This is a genomic window from Gemmatimonadota bacterium, from assembly GCA_041390105.1.
In the GTDB taxonomy this organism is placed as follows: domain Bacteria; phylum Gemmatimonadota; class Gemmatimonadetes; order Longimicrobiales; family Gaopeijiaceae; genus JAGQIF01.
The window spans coordinates 861,533-883,868 of the sequence record JAWKQO010000002.1; the positions used below are offsets into that span (position 1 = coordinate 861,533).

Genomic DNA, 22,336 nt, shown 5'->3' on the forward strand with positions numbered 1-22,336 from the left:
ATCGAGACGATCCACGCAGCCGGCGCCGCTCGCAGGGTCGGCGGGCGCAGCGCACACATCACCGCGGCCGGTGGTGGTCCGTCAGCGGTGGGGCTGGAAGACCTCGACCTTGCCCTGATGATCGAAGGACAGCACGTCATACGGGTCCTTCCGGGGACCCTCCATGCCGGGCGAGCCCACGGGCATGCCCGGGACCGCGATACCGGCGATGTCCGGCTTTTCCTTCAGCATACGAGCGATGTCGGTGGCCGGCACATGCCCTTCTACGATGTATCCGTCGATGACCGCGGTGTGGCAGGACTGCAGTCGAGGATCGACCCCCAGATCCGCCTTGATCCCGGAGAGATCATTCATGTCCCGGATCTCCACCTCGAAGCCGGCCTCGCGCAGGTGGTCCACCCAGGCGCTGCAGCATCCGCAGGTCGGGGTCTTGTAGACCATCACCGGCCCCGCAGCGGCGACGATGGCAGGGTCGGGGGCAGACGAGGAGTCCGCGAAGAGGCGACTGGCGGCCACAGCGCCGCCTCCCAGGACAACGGTGATCAGCGTGATGGTGGCGATGCGCATGGGACCTCCGATTCGAAGCGCGATCCGTGCCATTTCGAAGTGTGGCGACGCAGGCAGGAGCGGACAAGGCGCGGCGTTGCTGGGACCGGACCCAGCGGCCTAGCTTGGCGCCGTTCCTACCCCCTCGACCCCACGAGTGCTCCCCATGCTGAATCTCGCGCTCACCCTCGATCACGCGGCGAGGCGGCACCCTTCGGCCACGGCCTTCGTCCTCGCGGACACGCAGCTGGATTTTGCGAGCCTGGACGCTGCTGCGCGCAAGGTGGCGGCGGGGTTGCACCGACTCGGCGTGCGCCCTGGCGACAAAGTGGCACTAAGCTGCCCCAACCTTCCCTGGTTCCCCATGGTCTACTACGGGATCCTCAAAGCGGGGGCGGTGGTGGTGCCCCTCAACGTGCTGTTCAAGCGCCGCGAGATCGCCTACCACCTGTCTGACAGCCAGGCGCGCGTCTACCTCTGTTTCGAGGGGACGGAGGCGCTTCCCATCGGCGCGGAAGGGAAGGCCGGTTTCGACGAGGTGCCCAGCTGCGAGCACCTGGTGTCGATCTCCGCGGGTGCGGAGCGCCTGTTCCCGGATGTGCCGACACTGCAAGAACTGCTGGCGGCCGAATCGGGAACCTGGGAGACGGTGGGCACAGCCGCGGACGACACGGCGGTCATCCTCTACACCTCGGGAACCACCGGGACGCCCAAGGGAGCGGAGCTGTCACATAGCAACATGCTGCTGAATGCGATGGCGTCGGCGGAGTTGTTCCACCTGCACCACACGTCGCGCTGGCTCTTGGCACTTCCTCTCTTCCATTCCTTCGGACAGACCGTACAGATGAATGCGGGCGTGTTGCGGGGCGCGATGAGCGTCATGCTCCCGCGCTTCGATCCCGGTGCGGCGCTGTCTCTGTTCCGCGAGCACCGGATCACCCACTTCGCCGGCGTGCCCACGATGTACTGGGCACTGTTGGCCCATGCCGACGCGCACGGCGTGGACCTCGCTCCCCTCTCGGAGCATCTGCGCTATGCGGTGTCTGGTGGCGCCTCGCTCCCGGTGCAGGTACTCAAGGACTTCGAGGCGCGCTTCCAGGTGTCCATCCAGGAAGGGTACGGTCTCTCGGAGACCTCTCCGGTGGCCAGCTTCAACCATCTGGATCAGGTGCGAAAGCCGGGTTCGATCGGAACTCCGATCTGGGGCGTGGAGATGCGGGTGACCGATGAGGATGGGCACGACGTTCCGGTCGGGGAGCCCGGCGAGATCGTGATTCGTGGTCACAACGTGATGAAGGGCTACTATCGCCGGCCGGATGCGACCGCCGAGGCATTCCGGGACGGTTGGTTCCGCTCGGGTGACGTCGCCCGCATGGATGAGGATGGATACTTCTTCATCGTCGACCGGACCAAGGACATGATTCTCCGGGGCGGATACAACGTGTATCCCCGCGAGGTCGAAGAGCTGCTGATGGAGTTGCCCGGAGTGTCCCTGGTGGCCGTGGTTGGCATTCCCGACGAGAGTCACGGGGAAGAGATCAAGGCCTTCGTGGTCCCGAAGCCGGGTGCCTCCCTGACCGCCGCGGACGTCATCGAGTGGTGCCGGGATCGCATCGCGGCCTACAAGGCGCCGCGGATCGTCGAATTCCGGGACAGCCTGCCCATGAACGCCACCGGCAAGATCCTCAAGCGGGAATTGCGCGGCTGACCCTGTCGGCCGCGCCTCACGCCCACCTGCCCTCCAACGACCGTACACGGTAGCGCATGCGCGAGTTGGGGTTGCGTATCGCCCCCGGCGCCAGACCACTGATATCGCCTCGCGGGTCGTTCGGCTGGGCCTGGCGCCGGCATCGATCCGCCCGAGATCTGGGCCGAGTTCGCCCAGCCTAAACATTCCTCGTTGGTAATATGGTGTTTCTCCCGACCCCGGCTGAGCGGCCCGGCCCGACAGATCTCGAGGCCGAGATGTGTGTTCGTTGGGCAGCACGAGGGAAGCGGCCGGCTCGCCGGGTGAGGAGGTCGGTGTCTCTCGTCAAAGCCCCGCATTGGGGGGAGGAAACCATGAGAAAGAACGCGCACGCCCTCGGGTCGTTGGCGGCGCTGGTGGGGATGCTGGCCGCAGCGCCGACCGCGGCGGCCGCCCAACAGATGGCTCAACAGCCGCCGCAGCAGCAGATGCAGATGCAGCGCATGCAGGAGCAGCTCCGGCAGTTCGGCGAGGTCATGCAGCGGATGGAGCGCATCCAGACACGCGCGATGGAGATGGAGCAGTTGATGATCCGCGACATGGATCGCCTTCGTCAGCAGACGCAACTCCAAGCGGGCGACATGGTTCGCCTGCGGGAGCAGGAGCGTGTGCGTGATATGACGCATGCGTATTCGAACGCAGCGCGGGAGATGCACCAGTCGATGGCCCGGCTGCGCGACATGCTCGGGGATCCCGACCATGCCTGGAACCAGGACATGGAACGCGATATGGAGCGACTGCGCGAGCACATGAGCGACATGGCCGGTCAGATGGAGGAAGGCCTGCACATCATGGATCGCATCCGTGACCGCATCCATCAGCCGTGAGCGAGGCACATGAACACGCGGCTGGCCCTCGCCGCGAGCCTGGTGCTCGCGGCGAGTGGTCTCGGGGGCCTCCCGCTCGAGGCCCAGAGCGTCGGTTACTCGATCGGCGCGCAGTATGCGACGGGCAGCTACATCTTCGATGAGCGCATTCACGCCTTCTACCTGACCAACACGCTGCGCCTGAAAGGGTCGCGGTTGGAGGTGTCGGCATCGGTGCCGCTGGTCGTGCAGAATGGTGGTCTGGTCAGCCTGGTGGCGGGTGGCGTGCCAGTGCCCACGGGGGGGGAGCAGGCCGCTGTCGTCGCCTCCCGGAGACGCGGCGAGACCGTGGGGACCCGCAAGGGGCCCGGAGCGGGTGGGCCGGGTGGGGCCGGGGGTGGAGCGGCTCTGCAGACCACCACCACCGTCACCCAGGCCACGGACTCGGTCTTCTTCGAGGAGGGCGTGGAGACACACCTCGCCGATCCGATGCTCTCGGCCAGCGTCGAGATCAAGAGCGGCTTCGGTACGCTCCGCTCGCTCCGGGTGAACGCCGCTGCCAAGGTGCCGGCCACCGATGTCTCATCCGGTGTGGGAACGGGGGAATGGGACTACGGGGCCGGCGCCTCCATGGTGTTTGGCCTCGGGAGCGTGCTGGCATTCGCAGACCTCCAGTACTGGTGGTTGGGAGATCTGCCCGAATTGGAGCTCAGCGACGGACTCAGCTATGGGCTGGGCCTGGGCCGTTCGGTCTTCCAGGGCGAAGGAACGCTACTGCTCACGCTGACCGGAATGTCACGGACCATCAGTTCCATGGATGCGCCCGTGTCGGCTGCCCTCTCCCTGGGGCGGAACCTGAGCGAGCGGGCGTTTCTTACCGTGGGGGCGGGCGCGGGCCTGACCGAGGCGGCACCCGACTTCTTCGCCTCGGTGGGCGTGTCGTTCGGGCGCTGATTCCTGGTGTTTGACGCCGCACCGATCCGGAGCGCGGGCGGGCTCGGCGGAGCCTGCCCTCGCTATCCTGCATTCGAGGGCGGTTGCTCCCGCTCGCGCCCCCGTACCACGCGCTGACCAGCCAGCCGGCCCGAGCGTTCCGTGACCACCGTGAACCGTTCCTCCGGACCCTCTCCGTCGGCGTAGATCACGACCCAGTCGTGAGTGCGCCCCAGCTCGTGGGCGCGCGCGGTGTTGGAGTAGAGCGCCGTGAACGGGCGCCCGCCCCGGGCGGTGTGGAGTACGGGAAGCCAGGCGACTCCTTCCGGGTTGAAGCGACGCGGCGCGATGAGGGGAAGATTGCCCCGTTCGGCGCGTCCCCGGTATTCGGCATCGATGTCGAGGAGTGTGTCGACCGACGGACGGATGGGTTCGCCGTATTCCTGCACTGCTGCCACATCGGTCTCGCGCGCCTCGTGGGGTCGGTAGCGACGGGCCCGGCGGCGGGAGGCCCGCCCGAGCATGCCGGCCAGGGTGTCCCGGATCTGGCGCACGCGGCGGGGCCCGAATCCCTCCACGTGCTCGAGACGTCCGTCGTGCGCGGCCAACTCGAGGTCCTCCAACGTCTCGATGTCCAGGTCTCGGTGGATACGCTTGGCCAGGGTCTCGCCGACGCCGGGCACGGTGCGGAAGAGGTCTTCAGGGCAGACCTCGCCCTCCAGCCGGTCCAGCATGGGGAGGCGGCCCGTACGCACGTAGGTCGAGATGGCGCGGGCCAGTCCCTCTCCGATCGCCGGCAGTGCTTCCAGCGCCTCCAGCCCTTCCTCTTCGACGAGGCTGGCCACGGCTTGGTCACAGGACCGGATGCTGTCGGCGCCGCGCCGATAGGCACGCACGCGGAAGACGTCTCCGTTCTGCACCTCGAGCAGGTCCGCCACGCGCTCCAACACGGCGGCGATATCATCGTTGGAGATGCTCGGATTCACGCCGTTGGTCATGGTTGACAGTTGCCCTTGCACAGTGCCCCAGGCAATCGGGAGGCTCGCGCCCTTGGCTGTCGGGTGAGTCCCCCAGCCTACGAGCCTTCGATGACGTGCACCCGTGCCCCTTCCCGAAGCCCGTCGGGGGGATAGACGACGACGGTCTCCCCTTCGGAGATGCCCGCCGTCACCTCCGCCTCGCGCTGTCCCCGGTGGCCGATCTCGACGATCCGCAGTCGCGCTCTCCCGTCCGCCACTGCGTACACGGCCCACCGGGAGTCCCTCCGGAAGAGCGCCCCCAGGGGTACCATGAGGACGTCGTCGGATTCCCACGTGATCAGCGACGCCTCGACGCGGAAGCGGTCCCCAACAAGCGGGGCTTCACCCTCGAAGGTGATGATGACGTTGACCCGCTGCTCCTCGACGCCCAGCGGAGACACGCGGGTGAACGCGGTAGGCTCGATGCGCTCGATCCTTCCCCGCAGGGTGTCCGCCTCGGGGCCGGGTACGATCAGGGCCTGGGCACCCACGGTGAGCAGGCCGACGTCTTCACTGAGAACGTCCACCACCACTTCCAGATCTCGGGTGTCACCGACCTCGAGGATCGGTGCTCCGGGGGACACCGCTCGCTCGCACTCCTCGAAGAGGCGGAGCACCCGCCCGTCCGCGGGCGCACGCACTACTACGGGAGACAGCCCGCGCTCGCCTGTGACCTCCATGACACTGGCCCGAGCGGTCTCGACCTCGTGGGCGCTGGCCTCCGCCGTGCGCCGCGCTTGTTCGAGGGCCAGCGCCGCCTGCTGCTCCGCTGCACGGGCGCGGTCCAGTCGATCCAGTGAGATGCCGCCCTCGACCCCGGCTCGCTCCAAGCGGCCCAAGTAGCGCCGCGCCTCGTCCCAGGCCACCTCGGCCCGCTGAACGGCAGCTTCGGCGGCGGCTCGACCTGCCTCCGTGGCGGCCAGCCGCCCGGCGGCTTCCTTCTGCGCCCGGGTGTCGAGGGGAAGTGGGAAGATCCGCGCGAGCACATCCCCCGCCGCCACCCGCTGGCCCGGTTCGCACTCGAGGCGGACGAGCCGGCCCGCCACCGGAGCGGAGAGCAGATAGCGCTCCTTGACGCGTGTCTCTCCGTCCTCCTGCAACGTCACGCGCAGCGCTCCGCGCGCTGCGTGGACGACCTCGACCGCGACTCGCTCGGGCCGGAGTACGAGCCAGAGCAGGAGGCCCGCGGCCAGCCCCGCGGCCATCCATCCACCGGTGCGACGCGAGACGTTCATGACAGCTACTCCCGGGTCTTCAAGACCGCGATCAGATCGATGCGATTCAGCCGGCGGCGGACGAGCAGACCCGACAGGACCGCCGCCAGGAGGACGATGCCGATCGCCTGAGCGTATGTCCCCCTGGCGACGACCACAGGAAGACTGAACAGGTCTGAATCGAAGCGTTCCATGACCAGGAAGGTCAGGAACCACCCCAAGCCGACCCCCAGCGGCAGGGCGGCCAGGACCAGTAGGGCCTGCTCGCTGAGCAGCATGCGGGCAACCTCCCCGCGCTCGAATCCCAGTACGCGGAGGCTGGCCAACTCGCGGCCTCGCTCCGAAAGCGCGATGCGGGTCTGGTTGTAGACGATGGCCATCACCAATGCCATCCCCAGCACGACGGTAGAGTACAGCGCGATGGCGAAGCTCTCCTCGATCGTGTCCGCGAATCCCCGCACCGTCAGCTCGCGCACCTGGATGCCCGCCACGGCGGGCAAATGCTTCAAGCGTTCGTAGACCTCGGCACGTGTCCGGGCATCCACGGCCAGCCAGGCACCGGATTCCGAGCTCGCCTCGCCCAGCGCCCGATGGAGGTCGGCCTTGGCCATGTAGCCGCCTCCACCCATCAACTCGTCGATGATCCCCGAAACCCGAAGCTCACGGGTCACGTCGCTTCCCTCGGTCACGTGGATCTCCACCACGTCCCCGGGGTGCACGCCCAGCTTCTCGGCCAACAGTGTGCTGAGCAGTAGCCCGCCCACGGGAAGCTGGTGCGTTCTGGATTCGGAATCGACCAGGCGTCGCAGCTGGGCGTCCTCCGGGAGACCCAGAATGCTGCCGCGGACTTCGCGGTGCTCCCTGACGAAGCGTACGGGAACGACCCGGAACGTTTCGACCTGTCGTACACCGGGGAGCGCGAACAGGGCGGCGCGGACGTCAGGGGGGCGCGGCCGATGGAAGTAGACGGAAACGTCCTCCCGCTGAACCTCCTGGAACTGGATCCGCGCGATCTCGTTGATCGCGTCGAACATGGACAGCAGTGCCCCGATCACGCCCAGGGCCAAGCCGATGCCGGCGATGGTCGAAGCCGACTTGAGGCGCGCCCGGGACAGATTGCGGACAACAATTCGCCCCGCTGGAGAGAGCGCCCTCCAGATGCGAGTCCGCTCCAGAGGGCCCTCCCGGTACCGCGGAGGGGCGGGTGGTGCCATGGCCACAGCGGGAGGCAGGCGTGTCACGGTGCGGACCGCCGTCAGCGCGCCGAGAACACCCGTGATCAGCGCGATGGCCCACGCGACCAGAACCACGGTGAGGTCCAGCTTGAAACCCACCTCCGGAAACTGGAAGAAACGCGCGTACACCTCGGCCATCCCGTGCGCGAGCCAGACCCCGACCACGGTGCCCAGAACCGCTCCACCGGCGACCGGGATGAGCGCGAACTGGAGGTAGTGGGCCCCGAGGCTGGCCGGCGAGATCCCGAAGGCCTTCAGCAAGCCGATCTGTTCCCGCTCCATACGCACGATCCGAAGGAGCGTGGCGTGCAACAGAAACGCGGTGACGATCAGGAACAACGCGGGGAAGAACGAGGCCGTGATCGTGGTCTCATCGATCTCGCCCTCCAGGAACTCGTGCGATACATGTAGCTCTCGACCGTACGCGCCGGGGTTCCCGTATGGATCGAGCAGCGCGTCCAGGGATGCCAGGACCGCAGCCTCGGACGCCCCGGGGGCGAGCGAGAGGACGATGTCGTTGAAGGCCCCCTCCATCTCGAAGGCGCTCTCTACGGCGGAACGACTCATCCACAGGGCACCGAACCGTCGGTTGTCGGGGAAGACCTGTCCATATTCCCCGATCTCGTAGATGAACTCCGGCGAGATCGCGGTCCCGACCACCCGCAGCGCCTGAAGCCGTCCGTTGAGGATCGCCCCCACGACGTCGCCGACGCGCAACCCATTGGCACGGGCGAAGGCCTCGCTGAGCACGACCTGGTCCCGGCGACCAGGGTCCGGGAGGGCACCGGTGCGGATCACCACCTGGTTGAGACGTACCTCCCCCAGGTCGGGTAGAGAGACCAGCCTCCCGGTTGCCGGCTCGGGGAGCCCTGGCACGTCGAGCAGGATGTCCTCGACGAGGCGCGTGTAGACGGTCGCCACGCCGTCGATCCGAGCGATGCGGGGCGCGAGCGCGTCCGGAGCTCGCACCACGTGGCTGAAGACGTCTCCGAAGCGAGCGTCGCGGTAGTAGCGCTCCTGGCCTCCTCTGAGAAAGCCATGCATGGAGCGGAGCATGACGAACGTGGCGACGCCGGAGGCGACGAGGACCAGGACAGCGATCAGCTGTCCTCGCGCATGAAGCGCGTCGCGAACGACCTTCAGCTGCAGCGTCTTCATGGCTTACCACTCGATGTCCGCGGGGGACGCTCGGGTGAGGTTGCGCTCGTCTCCGACGATGCGACCGTCCCGTAAGCGGAGCACTCGATCGGCAAGAGCCGCGATGGCAGCGTTGTGCGTCACGAGAACCGTGAGGGTGCCGGTGTCGCGGTTGACCTGCTCGAGGACTTCGAGCACGACCTTCCCGGTCTCGTAGTCCAGGGAGCCTGTGGGCTCGTCGCACAGCAGGACGTCAGGGCGCTTGGCGATCGCGCGGGCGATGGCGACGCGCTGCTGCTCCCCACCCGAGAGCTGTGCCGGGAAATGACGGAGGCGCTCGGACAGTCCCACCATGTCCAAGGCGGCGGCCGGGTCCATCGGGCTTCGGGCGATCTCGGTGACCAGCTGCACGTTCTCGATGGCGGTCAGGCTGGGCAGCAGATTGAAGAACTGGAAAACGAACCCGACGTGCTCCCGTCGAAAACGAGTCAATTCGGCTTCGTCCGCCGTCCGCAGGTTGTGATCGTGGAAGGCGACCTCGCCCGCGGTAGGCACGTCCAGGCCGCCCAGGATGTTGAGGAGCGTGGACTTCCCGCTTCCCGACGGGCCCAGGATGACGACGAGCTCGCCCTCGAACAGCTCGAGATCCGTGGCCTCCAAGGCACGCACTTCGACCTCACCCATCGTGTATACCTTGGTGAGGCCAGTCGCCCGGAAGACCGGGTGGACTTTGCCTGCGGGCGGACCCGCCGGGGGGAGTTCCCGGAACGTACCCGTCGGGGCGGCGCGGCCCGGATTCATCCCTTCAAGACTCCCAGGGGGAGCAGCTTCGCCACCTTGCGGCCGATGCCTGCGTGGTCCACGACGTCGACCACCTCCGCTACGTCCTTGTATGCCTCGGGGATCTCCTCGGCGAGGGTGGCGAAGGAAGCGGCACGCACTTCGATGCCGCGCTCCTCGAACTCCCGACGAAGCTGCCGGTCGGCTTGGCGGACGCTGCGCTCCGCCTGCCGGCGGCTCATGACTCGACCGGCGCCGTGGCACGTGGATCCGAACGTCTCGGTGTAGGCCGCCTGCGTGCCCACGAGCACATAGGAGTAGCGGCCCATGTCACCCGGGATGAGCACGGGCTGCCCGACATCGCGGTAGGCGGCAGGCACATCGGGATGCCCGGGGGGAAAGGCACGAGTCGCGCCCTTGCGGTGCACGCACAGGAGCGTGGGTCGGCCGTCGAGCGTGTGCGTCTCCCACTTGGCGTTGTTGTGGGCCACGTCGTAGACCAACTCCAACCCCAGCTCCTGCCAGGGTCGGCCCAATACCTGTTCGAACGCGCCGCGCACCAGGTGCGCCATCATCTGTCGGTTGACGAACGCGTAATTGGCGGCTGCGCACATGGCGCCGAGATAGTCGCGCGCCTCGGGCGAGTCGAGCGGCGCACATGCCAGCTGGCGGTCCGGTAGAGCGATGCCACAGCGCCGGGCCGCGGAGAGCATCACGTCCAGGTAGTCCGTACAGACATGGTGACCGAGTCCGCGCGATCCCGAGTGGATGAGGACAGTGACCGTGTCGGGCTCAAGGCCCAGCCGCGCCGCGGCCGCGCGGTCGTAGAGCTCCCCCACCACTCCCACCTCGATGAAGTGGTTGCCCGATCCCACGGTGCCCACCTGATCCCGTCCGCGCTCCAGCGCGCGGGGGCTCACCTTTCCCGGATCGGCGCCGGGGAGCGCCCCGCCGCTCTCGATGTGGGCTCGATCTTCCTCGGTGGCGTAGCCGCGGGCCACGGCCCACTCCACGCCCCGCCGCAGGACATCCTCGAGCTCGGCATCGTCCAGCGTGAGCCGCCTGCGGTGGGAGCCCACTCCGGCGGGCACGTCCCGTTGGATCTGGTTCATCAGGGCTTTGAGGTGGGGTCTGAGCTCTCCGACGCTCAGCGTGCTGCGCAGGAGCCGGACGCCGCAGTTGATGTCGTAGCCCACACCGCCAGGGCTGATCACGCCACCCCGTTCCGGATCGAAGGCGGCCACACCGCCGATGGCGAACCCGTAGCCCCAGTGGATGTCGGGCATCCCGATGGAGCGTCCCACGATGCCGGGCAGGCAGGCCACGTTCGCCACCTGACGGATCGCTTCGTCACCGCGCAGATCGCTCATCATGTGCGCGTCGGCGTAGATCAGCCCCTCGACGCGCATCCGTCCCTGCCTGGGAATGATCCAGCGCCACGGGTCGAGGCGCTCGATCCGAAGCGTCGCGGGCTCCGGCCACGCCATCGTCTGCTCGGGCATGGGTTCCTCCGCTGGGGGGATCAGATGTCGAAGATGACGCGTGCCCACCACCGCCCTTCGAAGTGGCGCAGCTCGAGTCCGTGGTACGTGACGCCCTTGAGCTCGCGTACCGGGTCGAAGGCGGATCGCCACCCGTGCACAGTCGCGACCAGCCGGAGGTCGTCGAGCGTGTGGAACTCGGTGGAGCCCAACTCGAAGTGCTGGGCCTCGGCCAGATAGAGAAGCTCGGCCAGCCAGCGTACGAGCAACACGGGAGGCTCGTCCGCCGAGACCTCCACCTCGAACCGGAGGGGCACCCCGTGCGCCGCCCGGTCGGCTGCTTGAGTGCCGGAGCGCAACCGGAACAGTGCCTGAGCAGCGCGCCGGAACAACTCGGCCCGATCCTCGGCCTCCACTTCGATCCCCAGGTCGGCGGTGTGCGCGATCTCCGCGACGCCGGGACCGAGCCACCCGTCGCCGTCGCCAGCGGTGTGGGCACCACCGGCCGCGTCGCTCATGTCGGGGACCCATGGACCGCCAGGGATGCACCCCGTGCCCGCCGCACCCCGCGATGGAGGTAGCGCGCCGTACTGACGGCCACCGTCGCCGCAGCGACTCCCGCCAGCGGGAAGATCCACCGATCGGCTGCTCCCAGCGTGAGGAGCACGAACAGCACGAACAGCAACACCGTCGCCAGCCTGCCGTGGGACTCGTGGGCGAGCACCTCCCAATGACCGCGGCGCAGGGCCCAGCGAGCACCCAGGACGCCCAGGACATCCCGGATCAAGAGCAGGGCGAGAAACGCGACGTGCAGGCGGGGCTCGACGAACACGAACTGGTAGGTCACCGCCAGCTGCGCGAAGCGGTCCGCGAACGTGTCGAGGATCATCCCGGTGCGGGTCGTCAGAGCGAAGCGGCGGGCCAGGAATCCATCGAGGACGTCCGACGCACCCGCGAGCCCGAGCACCACGAGGGCCAAGCGCCGCTGGGCGGGGGGAACGGCGGTGCCCGCTGCCATCACGAACAGATAGGCTACGACCAGCGCGATGCGCGCCAGCGTGATCGTATTGGGCAGCCAACGCAGCGGCCGCGCCCGCTTCGGGCCCCCCTCCGGTCTCACAGCCCGAACGGGTACGTGTCCGGTAGCCCCACGGCGGCGGGCACACCGAGCGGATGAACGGCACGGGTCTCGTCGATCCAGAGGTACTCATCGAATTGCAGCGGAAGGACGGCCTGGAAGTAGTGGCTCATCAGCTCGGTCTGGGGTCGGTAGATGACCCCGATGGCCCGCTCCAACCGAGGATCCATCAGCTGGGGCCGGAGCTCGCTGTGCAGGGGCTCCCGCAGGTGGAGCGACAGGGCCGGCACCTCGGTGAGGTGGAAGAGATGTTCGTAGCTGGCCGGGTGGGACGGGCGCACGTCCATCACCTGCATGGGATCGCCCCAATCCTCCGCAGCCGCCACCGTGCCCCGATGGGTGCCTAAGCCGATCAGGAACGCGTCGTCCCCGAGCGACTGACGACACAGGTAGCCCAGGTTGTGCTCGCCGCGCGTCCACATCTCGGTCGCACGTGCGTTGCCGATGTGACTGTTGTGCGCCCACACGACCGCGCGTGCATCGGGTCCGAAGGCACGGAGCAGGAACTCCAGCGTATCGAACATGTGGCTGTCCCGGAGGTTCCAGGAAGCCGCCCCGCCCCGGTACATGATCCGGTAGTAGCGCTCCGCATTGGCGATCAGCCGCGCGTTCTGGATGGCATCGAGGAAGCCGTAGCCGTTCCGCTCCGCCATCTCCAATCCATGGGCCAGCACGTGCTCGAGCATGGCCACGACATCGTCCTCGCAGGATCGATAGCGCCCGGACAGCACGGCCCGGCCGTAGGTTGCGGGATCCGCCTCATAGGGGCTGAGGCAGCCGTAGCGGACACGTGCGATGCGCGCCGCTTCGGGATCGACTCGATCCAGATACTCCAACACCACATCGATGGAACGATGCAGGCTGTAGAGATCGAGCCCGAAGAACCCGGTGCGCGCGTCCGGGGGCAGGGGCTCGTTGTGCACCTTCAGCCACTCCGCGAACTCGGCCACCTCCCAGTTTCTCCACATCCAGATGGGGAAGCGCGAGAACGGGATCCACTCTGGATCGGGTATGTCGAGGTGCCGGACACGGGCGTCGATGCGGGCCGCATCGGGCCAGTCCGCCTCGGCGGCCACGATCCGGAAGCCGTGTTCCTGCACCAGCGCCTGCGTGATCCGCGCGCGGGTGCGGTAGAACTCCGACGTTCCGTGGGATGCTTCTCCGATCAGCACTACGCGCGCGTCGCCGATGCGCTCCAGGAGGGGCCCCGGGTCGAGTTGCTCGGGATCGGAGAGGTGCGTGCTGTTCTCCCGCAGGAGCGTGACCAGCCCGGCCTCGCCATGGCTGGAACGGGAGTGGGTGGCGGAGGGGCCGGGATTGGCACGAGGGGGCGCCCATCCCTCGGCCCCGATGAGGGGCACGAAGCGCACCGCGCCGAGCGACCTGCGCGTGAACGTGCCGTCCGGCTGCTTGCGCTCGGCCACCAGCTCCTGCGTCCGCGGATCGGCTCCCACCGGGATCACCACTACGCCGCCCGGCGCGAGCTGCTCGGAAAGAGCAGGGGGTACACCGGGGCCGCCCGCGGACACCAGGATCGCGTCGTAGGGCGCGTGCTCGGGCCAGCCCAGGGTGCCGTCCGCATGCAGCACCTGCACGTTGTCGTACCCGACGGCCTCCAGTGCCGCGCGAGCACTCTCGGCGAGGTCCTCGTGGCGTTCGACGGTATACACCTCGGAGGCCAGGCGGCTCAACACCGCTGCAGCGTAGCCGGACCCGGTGCCGATCTCCAGGACGCGCTCACCGCCGCTCAGGCCCAGGGCTTCGGCCATGAGGGCCACGATGTAGGGCTGCGAGATCGTCTGCCCGGAGGCGATGGGGAGTGGAGCGTCCTCGTATGCGAATTCCGCCAGATGAGGCGGCACGAAGAACTCGCGAGGCACCTCCCCCATCGCGGCCAGCACGCGCGGATCGTGGATTCCACGGGCTGCCAGTTGCCTGGAGACCATCGAGCGACGTTGCCCAGCGAAGTCGGTCATAGCGCCTCCCCGTCGGGTCCGGGAGCGAACCCAGCGGCTGCTTCCGCCCTATCCGAGCGGAGCAGCCGCCACGACCGGGGCGCTACGTCCGGATCCGACCGTCCTCCCGAGGGGCCTGCCCTCTCAGGAGCGTTCTGCCTCGGCTTCCATCGCGCGCAGGCGCGTGTAGTAGTCCGGAAGCTCCTTGAGGTGCGCGAGCGCGATCTTGGCGGTGAGGATGGGATCGTCCCCCGTCACATTGGTGCTGGGGTCGTGCAGACCGTGCTCCAACTCCACCTCCAAACCCATGCGGAACTGCTCGAGATCGACTCGTGACCAATCCACCCTCAGGCGGTCTCCCAGCAGCCGTGCATCGGCGTTCGTGAACTTGCGAAGGGGTGCCATGATCCCTCCAGGCCAAGGGCTTCCATCCTGACTAAAGGTCGAATGCGGAGGTGCCGGGGGCCCATCCGGCCTTTGCCCTCGTGGGCGTAGGGGTTCTTCCGTCGGGTGGGCCGGTGTCGGGCAATCCCCGCTCCGGTGGTGCGGCGGGCTCCCGATGGCGGCCGCAGTCACCGTTCCTGCATCTTGCCACAGAAGCCCGGTGTCATCCCGGGCAGCTCCGACAACGGAATGGTGGTTCGTGAACAGAAGGCGATCCGTCGTGTTGGCGGTGTTGGTTGGCGGTTGCGCGACCGGCGTGGTGGTGGATCCAGCCGCGCACATGGGTGAGCACTTCATCGCCGGGATCGATCTGCAGACGGCGATCATCCGCGGAGACCTGTACGAGGCCCGCAAGCATGCGGAATGGCTCGCGGACCATGAGGAGCCCGAACAGATTCCTCAGGCGGAGGCGTCCCTGCGCGGGGTGCACCAGGCATCTCGCGCCGTCCTCGAGGCGCCCGGCCTGCCGGAAGCCGCCGCTGCGACGGCTCAGGTGGCCTACTTCTGTGGCGATTGCCACGCCGCCCTGCGTAGCGGCCCAGAGATGGCCCCGGGCGCTCCGCCCGAGCCCGGGTCCGGTGCCCAGAGGTCCATGTTCGGGCACATCTGGGCCGCGGACCGCATGTGGGAGGGCCTGGTAGCTCGCTCCGACCGCTCCTGGGAGGCGGGCGCCGAGACCCTGGGCCGCTCGACGCTGTTTCCCCGGGACGTCGTATCGGACTCGGCGCGGGTCGCAGCCCTGGAGACGGTCGTCCGTCGTGTGACCGGGATCGCCGGGGAGGCGCAGAGGGCCTCGGATTGGGCGGGTCGGGCCGAGGTGTATGGGCGGCTGCTGGCCACCTGCTCGGTCTGTCACAGCCACCTGGGCATCGATCCGCTGGGGCTGCCCGCCACGCCCTGACCCCGACCCGTCCCTTGGACGGGGGATGCTTCCGCTCTCTGGTCCGGGTCGATTTGCCAGGGAGTGCGCTGAAAGAAATACTTCATACCTGCCGGCGTATCGATCTACCGGAAGGAGGACCGCGAAACGATGACCACCACCACGACCGGACCGTTCAGCAAGCGTGAGCGTCAGTTGATGGACGCGCTCTACCGGCTGGGCGAGGGGTCCGCCGCGGATGTCGCGCGAGCCCTGGGCGAAGAAGACGCGTACCACACGATCCGGGTGACGTTGCGCAACCTGGAGAAGAAGGGGCATGTGCGGCACGTCAAGGACGGTCGTGTCCACGTCTACCGGCCGGTCGAGCCACGGTCCCGGATGCGTCGTACCGCACTTCGACATCTGACGCGCACCTACTTCGGTGGTTCGCGATCGCGCGCCATCCTCACCTTCTTCGACGAGTCCGTGGACCTCCTCTCCGATGAGGAGATCGCGGAGATCCGGAAGCACATCGAACAGGCCTCTCGGAGCCGACGCGGCTAGCATGGCGGCCCCTGCGTTTCCTCTCCCCACGAGCGCCGAGGCACTGGAGCTGGCGCTGCTCCTCTTTGGGGAGGCGACCGCCGTGGCCTTGCTGGCTGGAGTGCTCCTGCGCCTGGCCAAGCAGCGATCGGCCGCACTGCGTGCCGCCGTGGGGTCGGCCGCGACGCTCGCGCTGTTGGTGCTCCCCCTCGCTCAGCGCGTGGCTCCCCATTGGGAGGTGCCCTGGACCGGTGGCGTGGCGGAACGGATCGCCGGCGTGAGCACGGGGCCGGTGGCCTCGAGCGCGCAGCGCGGTGCGCGACAGCCGCCGGCCTTGTCCCCGGTGCCGCAACCGCGGGAGGAGCCGGGTTGGACGGGGGCCGAGATCGCGCAGACCGCACCGGGGGCGGGCTGGGCTTGGTTGCTGCCCGCGCTCTTCCTGTACGGGTGGACGGCCGGGGTCCTCATGGTGGCCTTCGGTTTGGTCGGAGACGAGATCCGGCGGCGCAGGCTCCTCCGTGGCTCGACTCCACCCCCCCCATGGGTCGCGGATCGGGCGGAGGCGGTCGGCAGCGCCGTCTTGAGGCGGCCCCTCCGAGTGCGGATGGTCCAGGGACTTCCGTCTCCGGCGGCGACCGGCGTATGGCGACCCACGCTGCTGTTGCCCGAGGAGGCGGCACGCTGGAACGGTGCACGTCTGGACGCCGTCCTCCACCATGAGGTCGCCCATCTCGAGCGCGGCGACATCCTGGATCATCAGCTGGGTCGCGTGGCCCAGATGCTCTACTGGCCCAACCCACTCGTGCACGGTCTCGTGCGTCGGGCCAGGGCGGAGCGCGAGCGGGCTTGTGACGACCGCGCGCTGTCGCAGGGGCTCGCGCCCGATCACTACGCGCAGGTGCTGTTGGATCTGGTGGAACGAGCCCGCGGAGCCCGCCCTGTCCGTAGCGTGGTGGCCATGGCCCGCGGGCGGCGCTCACCTCTGAGCGAGCGCCTGCTGGCCGTGTTGGACGAGTTGCGTGACCGAAGGCCCGTGCGTCGCTCCACCGTGGCGGCGCTCACCTTGGCGTTCGGGGGACTCGGCATCGTCCTGGGGGGAGCCCGCGCATTGGCGGCGGGCCGCGTGCTCCCGGGCGACGTGCTCCGGGCGCTGTCGGCGGTCGATCCTGCAGCGCGCGCGCGCGCTGTTGCGCGACTTGGCGGGTTCTGTGGCCCCCAGGCGCAGCGCTACGCCGTCGAGCTCCTGACGGACTCGGAACCCGCCGTGCGCGAAGCGGCCGTCGGCGCGCTGTCGGACCTGGGCAGTCCCGCGGCCTTGGCCGCGAGCTTCGTAGCGCTTCGTGCGGAGGTGGATGCGCGTGCCCGTCGCGGGATGACGAGGGCGCTCGCGAGAAGCCGCTCCGATCAAGCCGAGGCGGTGCTCATGTGGGCCACACACGAAGCGGACCCGGGCACCCGCGCCGAGGCTGTGGAGGCGCTCCGCCTCCGTGGTCGTCTGCGGCCGGCGACGCTCAAGGAGTTGGCAGAGTTGCAGGTGTCCGATCCGGTGGCGGCCATCCGCGTGGCTGCGTTGCGCGCTATCGGGTGGAGCGGGCTGGAGCGCGTTCCACAGGCGTTGCAGCGGGCAGTGAGTGATCCGGACCCCGCAGTGCGTACGGCCGCGGTGGAGCTGGCCGCCGAGCACGTGGACCGCAGCGCGGCGCGCGAGGCCCTCGGCTGTCTGGCACAGGATCGCGACCCCGGCGTGCGCCGGCAGGCAAAGGCGGTACTCGGAGGGATCTGACCTCCGACGCTTCGACATCGACAGGGAGGAGAGGATGGGCGGGGGGATTGTGCGCACTCGAAATGAAAATATTATTTCTTTTGGACCCCTCCGGGCCTGTGTGGTCTGGATCCTGGTGGTCAGTGCGGGTCCACTCGCTGCGCAGGCGCGGCAGGGAGGCGAAGCCAGCGCGGCCACAGGGAGCGGGGCGGGTGTGCTCGCCCTCCCCACGTGGAGCGGATCGGTTCGCATCGACGGTCGCCTGGACGAGGCAGGCTGGGGGGATGCACCCGTCGTCGAGCTGCCCTGGGAGATCCAACCCTCGGACAACGGGTCGGCGCCCGTGGCCACCCGCTGCCGATTGGCCCACGACGACACGCACCTCTACCTGGGATGTGAAGCGCTCGACCCCAACCCCGGACAGATCCGTGCGTACATCACCGATCGCGACGACCTCGACGGCCAGGATCGCATCACGCTCACCATCGACCCCTTCGGTGCGGCCCGACAGGCGTACGAGTTCAGCGTCTCGCCACTGGGGGTACAGGGGGATGCACTGTTCGACGGGCAGGGGTTGGGCGGCGACGACGGAGGGGGGCGCGGTCGACGTGACAGATCCTGGGACGCGCATTGGAGCTCGGCCGGCCGATTGACCGACGGCGGATACCTGGTCGAGGTGGCCATTCCCCTCAAATCGCTGCGCTTCCCCTCCGGCTCGGGGACGCAGACCTGGCGGTTTTCGATCACGCGCGACTGGCCACGCGATACTGCACTGCAGACGCGCAACGTCCCCTGGGACCGGTCGGACGCCTGCGAGTTGTGCCAGGCCGCCTATCTGGTCGGGTTCGCGTCCATTGAACCGGGCGCGAACGTGGAGCTCACCCCCTCCCTTACCGGGGGCCGCTCGGACGAGCGCGTCGAGCAAGCAGGCGGACTGCGGACCGGTGACGTGACGCGAAGCGTCGGTTTGAATGCGCTCTGGGCCATCAGTCCGAACGTGGTGCTGTCCGGCACCGCCAATCCGGACTTCTCCCAGGTGGAGGCGGACGCCCCGCAGTTGACGGCCAACGCTCGCTTCGCGCTGTACTTCCCGGAGCGCCGCCCGTTCTTCCTCGAAGGGGCGGACCTCTTCACCACGCCTCTGCAGGCCGTCTTCACCCGCTCGATCGCGGATCCCACCGCAGGGCTCAAGCTCACGGGCAAGGCGGGGGCCCACTCCTTCGGCGTGCTGGCCGCCCACGACCGGATCACCGGTCTGCTGCTCCCGGGTTCACTGGGATCGCAGCAGGCGACCTTGGAGCAGCCTTCGACGACCGGGGTTCTGCGATACCGCCGCGATGTGGGCGCCAGCGGGTCCATAGGCGCGCTGCTGACGGGGCGCCACGGTGAGGACTACGCCAATGAGGTGGTGGGCGTAGACGGGTACCTCTCCCCGCTGGGGGCACTGCGCGTGAATGGGCAACTCCTGTGGTCGCGCACCGAGTACCCCGAGCGCGTTCGGAAGCAGAATGGTCAGCCAGAGGGAGCGTTCCAGGGCCGGGCCGCCGCGCTCACGCTGGACTACGGCACTCGGGAGTGGAGGGCGCTGTTCAACCTGCGACGGCGCGGTTCCGGGTTCCGTGCCGACGCTGGCTTCGAGCCGCAGGGGAACCTGCAGCAGATGTGGGGATTCGTTTCGCGCCAGTGGTGGGGCGAGGACAGCTGGTTCACGTCCCTGCGTGCGGACGTGGGCGGTTGGCGCTGGGACCAGCTGGATCCGGCTGCCATGCAGGAGAACGGCGGCTGGCTGTACCTCGAGGTCGCGGGACCCAGGCAGAGTCGGCTGTGGGCCAACCCTAACCTCAAACGCGAAGTGTTCGCGGGGGCGAGCTACTCGTTTCCGGAGCTCTGGTTCGGCGGGTCCACCGAACCCTTCGCCGGCGTGCGTCTGTCCGGCTACGGCGTCCTCGGGGGGCAGGTCGACGTCGAGAACGAGCGGGAGGGGCGTGTCCTGGAGGTGAGCCCCGGGTTGCAGGTGCGCCTGGGCCGGCGTACGGACCTGCGCTTCAACCACTCCGTCCGTCGGCTGGAGACCCTGGCCGGGGAGCGCATCTTCCACGCGGAGGTGAGTCAACTGCGCACGGTGTTCAATTTCGACGCGCGCACCTTCATTCGGGTGGTGCTCCAGCAGCGCCGCACCGAGCGTTCACCCGAGCTCTACGTGGCACCGGTGGAGCCGGTCGACCGCAGCCTCGCCTCCCAGGTGTTGCTCTCCTACAAGGCCGGACCGCAAAGCGTGCTGTTCCTCGGGTACTCGGAGGGTCGTTTCGCCGAAGTGGGTGAGGACATCGCGGGCACGCCTCTGACGCTGCGCAACCGCTCCTTCTTCGTGAAGGCCAGCTACGCATGGCGACCTTGAGACCGGCCAAGGAGGGTCAACGGGGACCGACTCGACGGGCGAGGGGTCTTGTGCGAGAATCGGTGTCGCACCCAACGCCCTTTCTACGTCATGGCCTCCATGTCCCACGAGCTCGACGTCCTGCTCCGGCCGCGTTCGGTCGCGGTCATCGGAGCGTCACGTCGTCCCAACAGCATCGGCTGGCAGATCCTCGACAACCTGATCCGACACGGCTTCACGGGTCCGGTCTACCCGATCAATCCCAACGCCGACTCCGTTCACTCCATTCCAGCCTATGCGAGTATCCGGGACGTGCCCGGGCCCGTGGATCTCGCGGTGGTATCGATTCCTGCGCCGCTGGTGTTGGACGCAGCTCGGGAGTGCGTCGAATCCGGGGTGAAGGGCTTGGTGGTCATCACGGCTGGCTTCCGGGAGATCGGCGGGGAAGGGGCGGCGCGCGAAACGGCGCTGCTGCAGCTGTTGGAGGGAAGTGGCGTCCGCCTGGTCGGCCCCAACTGCATGGGCGTCCTGAACTCCGAGGCCGGGGTGCGCATGAACGCCACTTTCGCTCCGTCGGATCCCCCCTACGGGCCCGTGGCCTTCATGAGCCAGTCGGGCGCGATGGGGCTGAGCGTGCTCGACTACGCAGAGAGCTTCGGCATCGGGTTGTCCATGTTCGTTTCGGCGGGCAACAAGGCCGACGTGAGCGGAAACGATCTGCTCGAGTACTGGGAGCAGGTCGACTCCGTGAGCCTGGTGCTCATGTACCTGGAGAGCTTTGGCGATCCAGCCCGCTTTGTCCGCCTCGGTAGGCGCATTACCCGCACCAAGCCGATCTTCGTGGTGAAGTCGGGACGCACCGGTGCCGGTGCTCGCGCGGCGGCTTCGCATACCGGTGCGTTGGCCCAGACGGAGTTGGCCACCGACGCGCTGATCGCTCAGGCCGGAGCCATCCGGGCACAGACCGTCGAGGAGCTGTTCGATCTGGCCTCGGCCTTCTCGAACCAGCCCATCCCAAGAGGGAAACGCGTGGCGATCGTGACCAACGCGGGCGGCCCCGGGATCATCCTGGCGGATGCCTGCGAGACCTACGGACTCGATGTGGCTCGACTGCAGCCGGAGACCGAAGCGCTCTTGAGAAGCCGCCTGCCCAGCGAGGCCAGCGTGCGCAATCCCGTCGACATGATCGCCAGTGCCACGGCCGAGGACTATGAACATGCGCTGCGCTGCGTACGCGCCGACCCCGGAGTGGACGCCACCATCGCCGCGTTCGTGCCTCCGCTCGGGATCGAGACGGTGGATGTGGCCAGCGCCATCGTACGCGCCTCCGAGGTCGAGCCGGACAAGCCCGTACTGGCCGTATTGATGGGTCGCCAGGGCCTCCCGGCCGGTCAGGCGGAGCTACGGGCGGCGGGCATTCCTGCGTACACCTTCCCGGAATCCGCAGCCCGAGCCCTCGGCGCCCTCTGGCGTTACCGGCGCATTCTGGACCGGGAGGAAGGCGAGCAACGAGTCTTCGGCGATGTAGACGACGACGCGGTGCGGGCCGTGTTGGACCGCACCGAGCGCGCGGGCCATCGCAAGCTCACCGAGCCGGACGCCCTCGCGGTGGCGGAGGCCTACCGGATTCCCACGGTCCCCTGGCGCTACATCGAGGCCGGCCCGAGCCTGGAGGAGCGGATCGTGGTCGCCGCCGACGAAGTGGGCTACCCGGTCGCGCTCAAGGTGGTCAGCCCCGATATCGCCCATAAGACCGACGTGGGAGGGGTCGCATTGGACCTCGGCAATCGTGAGGAGCTCGAGCACGCCACCCGGTCGATGCGACAGAGAGTGCCCGCTGCCGTGTCCGAGGGCACGGGCAGGACACCGCGTGTGGACGGGTATCTGCTGCAGGGGATGGCGCCGCCCGGCCGCGAGACGATCGTGGGACTGACCCGGATTCCGTCGGTGGGGCTGATGGCCATGTTCGGGTTGGGCGGGCTCTACGTCGAAGTGATGCGCGACGTGGTGCTCCGCCTCTGTCCGCTCACCGACGCGGATGCCGCTGCGATGCTGCGTGAGGTGAAGCTGAGCGCGCTCCTGGACCACGTGCGTGGCGAGCCGCCGCGGGACCGAGCCGCTCTGGTCGAGGCGGTCCTGCGGCTGGCCCAGCTCGGTGAGCGGCACCCCCGCATCGCGGAGCTGGATGTCAACCCGCTCATCTCTCTCCCGGAGGGATCGGTCGCCGTCGACGTGCGGGTGCAGATGGGCGACTGAGCCGCGGGGATGGGACTACCGTTCGCGGCGGTTCGTCTCTAGCGTACGGCCCATGCCCAGAGGCGCTGCGGGTTCCGCTCGTCCGTCCTCCGGGTCGGGTGCAC

18 protein-coding genes are annotated in these 22,336 nt (G+C 68.5%); 8 read left to right on the top strand and 10 right to left on the bottom strand.

Annotated features, from left to right (window positions below):
* Positions 1-81: 81 nt before the first annotated feature.
* Positions 82-567: a DUF411 domain-containing protein gene (locus tag R3E10_12845; GenBank protein ID MEZ4416627.1), complete on the bottom strand. Its 486-nt coding sequence runs from the start codon at positions 565-567 to the stop codon at positions 82-84.
* 145 nt (positions 568-712) lie between these two features.
* Between R3E10_12845 and R3E10_12850 the strand changes: the two genes are divergently transcribed.
* The 3 genes from R3E10_12850 (at position 713) to R3E10_12860 (ending at position 4,053) form a co-directional block, all read left to right on the top strand.
* A complete protein-coding gene (locus tag R3E10_12850) occupies positions 713-2,254 on the top strand; it encodes a long-chain fatty acid--CoA ligase (protein ID MEZ4416628.1) in 1,542 nt (513 codons plus the stop codon).
* A 353-nt stretch (positions 2,255-2,607) separates the two neighbouring features.
* Complete coding sequence (locus R3E10_12855; GenBank protein MEZ4416629.1) at positions 2,608-3,120, top strand: hypothetical protein; 513 nt, start codon at positions 2,608-2,610, stop codon at positions 3,118-3,120.
* 9 nt (positions 3,121-3,129) lie between these two features.
* Positions 3,130-4,053, top strand: a complete 924-nt coding sequence (locus R3E10_12860; GenBank protein MEZ4416630.1) for a hypothetical protein — start codon at positions 3,130-3,132, stop codon at positions 4,051-4,053.
* A 62-nt stretch (positions 4,054-4,115) separates the two neighbouring features.
* Here the strand turns inward: R3E10_12860 and R3E10_12865 are convergent, their stop codons facing one another.
* The 9 genes from R3E10_12865 to R3E10_12905 form a co-directional block, all read right to left on the bottom strand.
* A complete protein-coding gene (locus R3E10_12865) occupies positions 4,116-5,030 on the bottom strand; it encodes a helix-hairpin-helix domain-containing protein (protein ID MEZ4416631.1) in 915 nt (304 codons plus the stop codon).
* A 77-nt stretch (positions 5,031-5,107) separates the two neighbouring features.
* On the bottom strand, positions 5,108-6,286 hold the full coding sequence (locus R3E10_12870) for an HlyD family efflux transporter periplasmic adaptor subunit (protein MEZ4416632.1): 1,179 nt from the start codon (positions 6,284-6,286) through the stop codon (positions 5,108-5,110).
* A gap of 5 nt (positions 6,287-6,291) precedes the next feature.
* Positions 6,292-8,658, bottom strand: coding sequence for an ABC transporter permease (locus R3E10_12875; protein ID MEZ4416633.1), 2,367 nt, complete (start codon positions 8,656-8,658; stop codon positions 6,292-6,294).
* Between the two features lie 3 nt (positions 8,659-8,661).
* Positions 8,662-9,321: an ABC transporter ATP-binding protein gene (locus R3E10_12880; GenBank protein ID MEZ4416634.1), complete on the bottom strand. Its 660-nt coding sequence runs from the start codon at positions 9,319-9,321 to the stop codon at positions 8,662-8,664.
* 113 nt (positions 9,322-9,434) lie between these two features.
* A complete protein-coding gene (locus R3E10_12885) occupies positions 9,435-10,919 on the bottom strand; it encodes an RtcB family protein (GenBank protein MEZ4416635.1) in 1,485 nt (494 codons plus the stop codon).
* A 20-nt stretch (positions 10,920-10,939) separates the two neighbouring features.
* Entirely contained in the window at positions 10,940-11,416 is a 477-nt protein-coding gene (locus tag R3E10_12890; GenBank protein ID MEZ4416636.1) for an archease, read from the bottom strand.
* Positions 11,413-12,018, bottom strand: coding sequence for a CDP-alcohol phosphatidyltransferase family protein (locus R3E10_12895; protein ID MEZ4416637.1), 606 nt, complete (start codon positions 12,016-12,018; stop codon positions 11,413-11,415). Before R3E10_12895 ends, R3E10_12890 begins: the two co-directional genes overlap by 4 nt.
* Complete coding sequence (locus R3E10_12900; protein ID MEZ4416638.1) at positions 12,015-14,012, bottom strand: protein-L-isoaspartate(D-aspartate) O-methyltransferase; 1,998 nt, start codon at positions 14,010-14,012, stop codon at positions 12,015-12,017. The genes R3E10_12895 and R3E10_12900 overlap by 4 nt, the downstream gene beginning before the upstream one ends.
* A gap of 123 nt (positions 14,013-14,135) precedes the next feature.
* Positions 14,136-14,396 carry a DUF5661 family protein gene (locus R3E10_12905; protein MEZ4416639.1) on the bottom strand — a complete coding sequence of 87 codons (261 nt, stop codon included), beginning with the start codon at positions 14,394-14,396 and terminating at the stop codon, positions 14,136-14,138.
* 238 nt (positions 14,397-14,634) lie between these two features.
* On the opposite strand from R3E10_12905, the gene R3E10_12910 reads away from it, so the two are divergent.
* From R3E10_12910 to R3E10_12930, 5 genes are all read left to right on the top strand, one after another.
* Positions 14,635-15,336, top strand: a complete 702-nt coding sequence (locus R3E10_12910) for a hypothetical protein (GenBank protein MEZ4416640.1) — start codon at positions 14,635-14,637, stop codon at positions 15,334-15,336.
* Between the two features lie 129 nt (positions 15,337-15,465).
* The gene (locus tag R3E10_12915; protein MEZ4416641.1) at positions 15,466-15,858 is read left to right on the top strand and encodes a BlaI/MecI/CopY family transcriptional regulator; all 393 of its coding nucleotides are present in this window, start codon (positions 15,466-15,468) and stop codon (positions 15,856-15,858) included.
* 1 nt (position 15,859) lies between these two features.
* Positions 15,860-17,620 (top strand): M56 family metallopeptidase, encoded by a 1,761-nt coding sequence (locus R3E10_12920; protein ID MEZ4416642.1) that lies wholly within the window; start codon positions 15,860-15,862, stop codon positions 17,618-17,620.
* A gap of 34 nt (positions 17,621-17,654) precedes the next feature.
* Positions 17,655-19,997, top strand: coding sequence for a DUF5916 domain-containing protein (locus tag R3E10_12925; GenBank protein ID MEZ4416643.1), 2,343 nt, complete (start codon positions 17,655-17,657; stop codon positions 19,995-19,997).
* A 99-nt stretch (positions 19,998-20,096) separates the two neighbouring features.
* Positions 20,097-22,232, top strand: coding sequence for an acetate--CoA ligase family protein (locus tag R3E10_12930; GenBank protein ID MEZ4416644.1), 2,136 nt, complete (start codon positions 20,097-20,099; stop codon positions 22,230-22,232).
* Positions 22,233-22,336 lie beyond the last annotated feature (104 nt).

Coding starts and splice junctions, on each gene's coding strand:
- R3E10_12930 (MEZ4416644.1), top strand. CDS start 20,097: ATGTCCCACGAGCTCGACGTCCTGCTCCGGCCGCGTTCGGTCGCGGTC.
- R3E10_12915 (MEZ4416641.1), top strand. CDS start 15,466: ATGACCACCACCACGACCGGACCGTTCAGCAAGCGTGAGCGTCAGTTG.
- R3E10_12865 (MEZ4416631.1), bottom strand. CDS start 5,030: ATGACCAACGGCGTGAATCCGAGCATCTCCAACGATGATATCGCCGCC.
- R3E10_12925 (MEZ4416643.1), top strand. CDS start 17,655: ATGGGCGGGGGGATTGTGCGCACTCGAAATGAAAATATTATTTCTTTT.
- R3E10_12860 (MEZ4416630.1), top strand. CDS start 3,130: ATGAACACGCGGCTGGCCCTCGCCGCGAGCCTGGTGCTCGCGGCGAGT.
- R3E10_12845 (MEZ4416627.1), bottom strand. CDS start 567: ATGCGCATCGCCACCATCACGCTGATCACCGTTGTCCTGGGAGGCGGC.
- R3E10_12900 (MEZ4416638.1), bottom strand. CDS start 14,012: ATGACCGACTTCGCTGGGCAACGTCGCTCGATGGTCTCCAGGCAACTG.
- R3E10_12905 (MEZ4416639.1), bottom strand. CDS start 14,396: ATGGCACCCCTTCGCAAGTTCACGAACGCCGATGCACGGCTGCTGGGA.
- R3E10_12920 (MEZ4416642.1), top strand. CDS start 15,860: ATGGCGGCCCCTGCGTTTCCTCTCCCCACGAGCGCCGAGGCACTGGAG.
- R3E10_12880 (MEZ4416634.1), bottom strand. CDS start 9,321: ATGGGTGAGGTCGAAGTGCGTGCCTTGGAGGCCACGGATCTCGAGCTG.
- R3E10_12870 (MEZ4416632.1), bottom strand. CDS start 6,286: ATGAACGTCTCGCGTCGCACCGGTGGATGGATGGCCGCGGGGCTGGCC.
- R3E10_12875 (MEZ4416633.1), bottom strand. CDS start 8,658: ATGAAGACGCTGCAGCTGAAGGTCGTTCGCGACGCGCTTCATGCGCGA.
- R3E10_12890 (MEZ4416636.1), bottom strand. CDS start 11,416: ATGAGCGACGCGGCCGGTGGTGCCCACACCGCTGGCGACGGCGACGGG.
- R3E10_12885 (MEZ4416635.1), bottom strand. CDS start 10,919: ATGCCCGAGCAGACGATGGCGTGGCCGGAGCCCGCGACGCTTCGGATC.
- R3E10_12855 (MEZ4416629.1), top strand. CDS start 2,608: ATGAGAAAGAACGCGCACGCCCTCGGGTCGTTGGCGGCGCTGGTGGGG.
- R3E10_12850 (MEZ4416628.1), top strand. CDS start 713: ATGCTGAATCTCGCGCTCACCCTCGATCACGCGGCGAGGCGGCACCCT.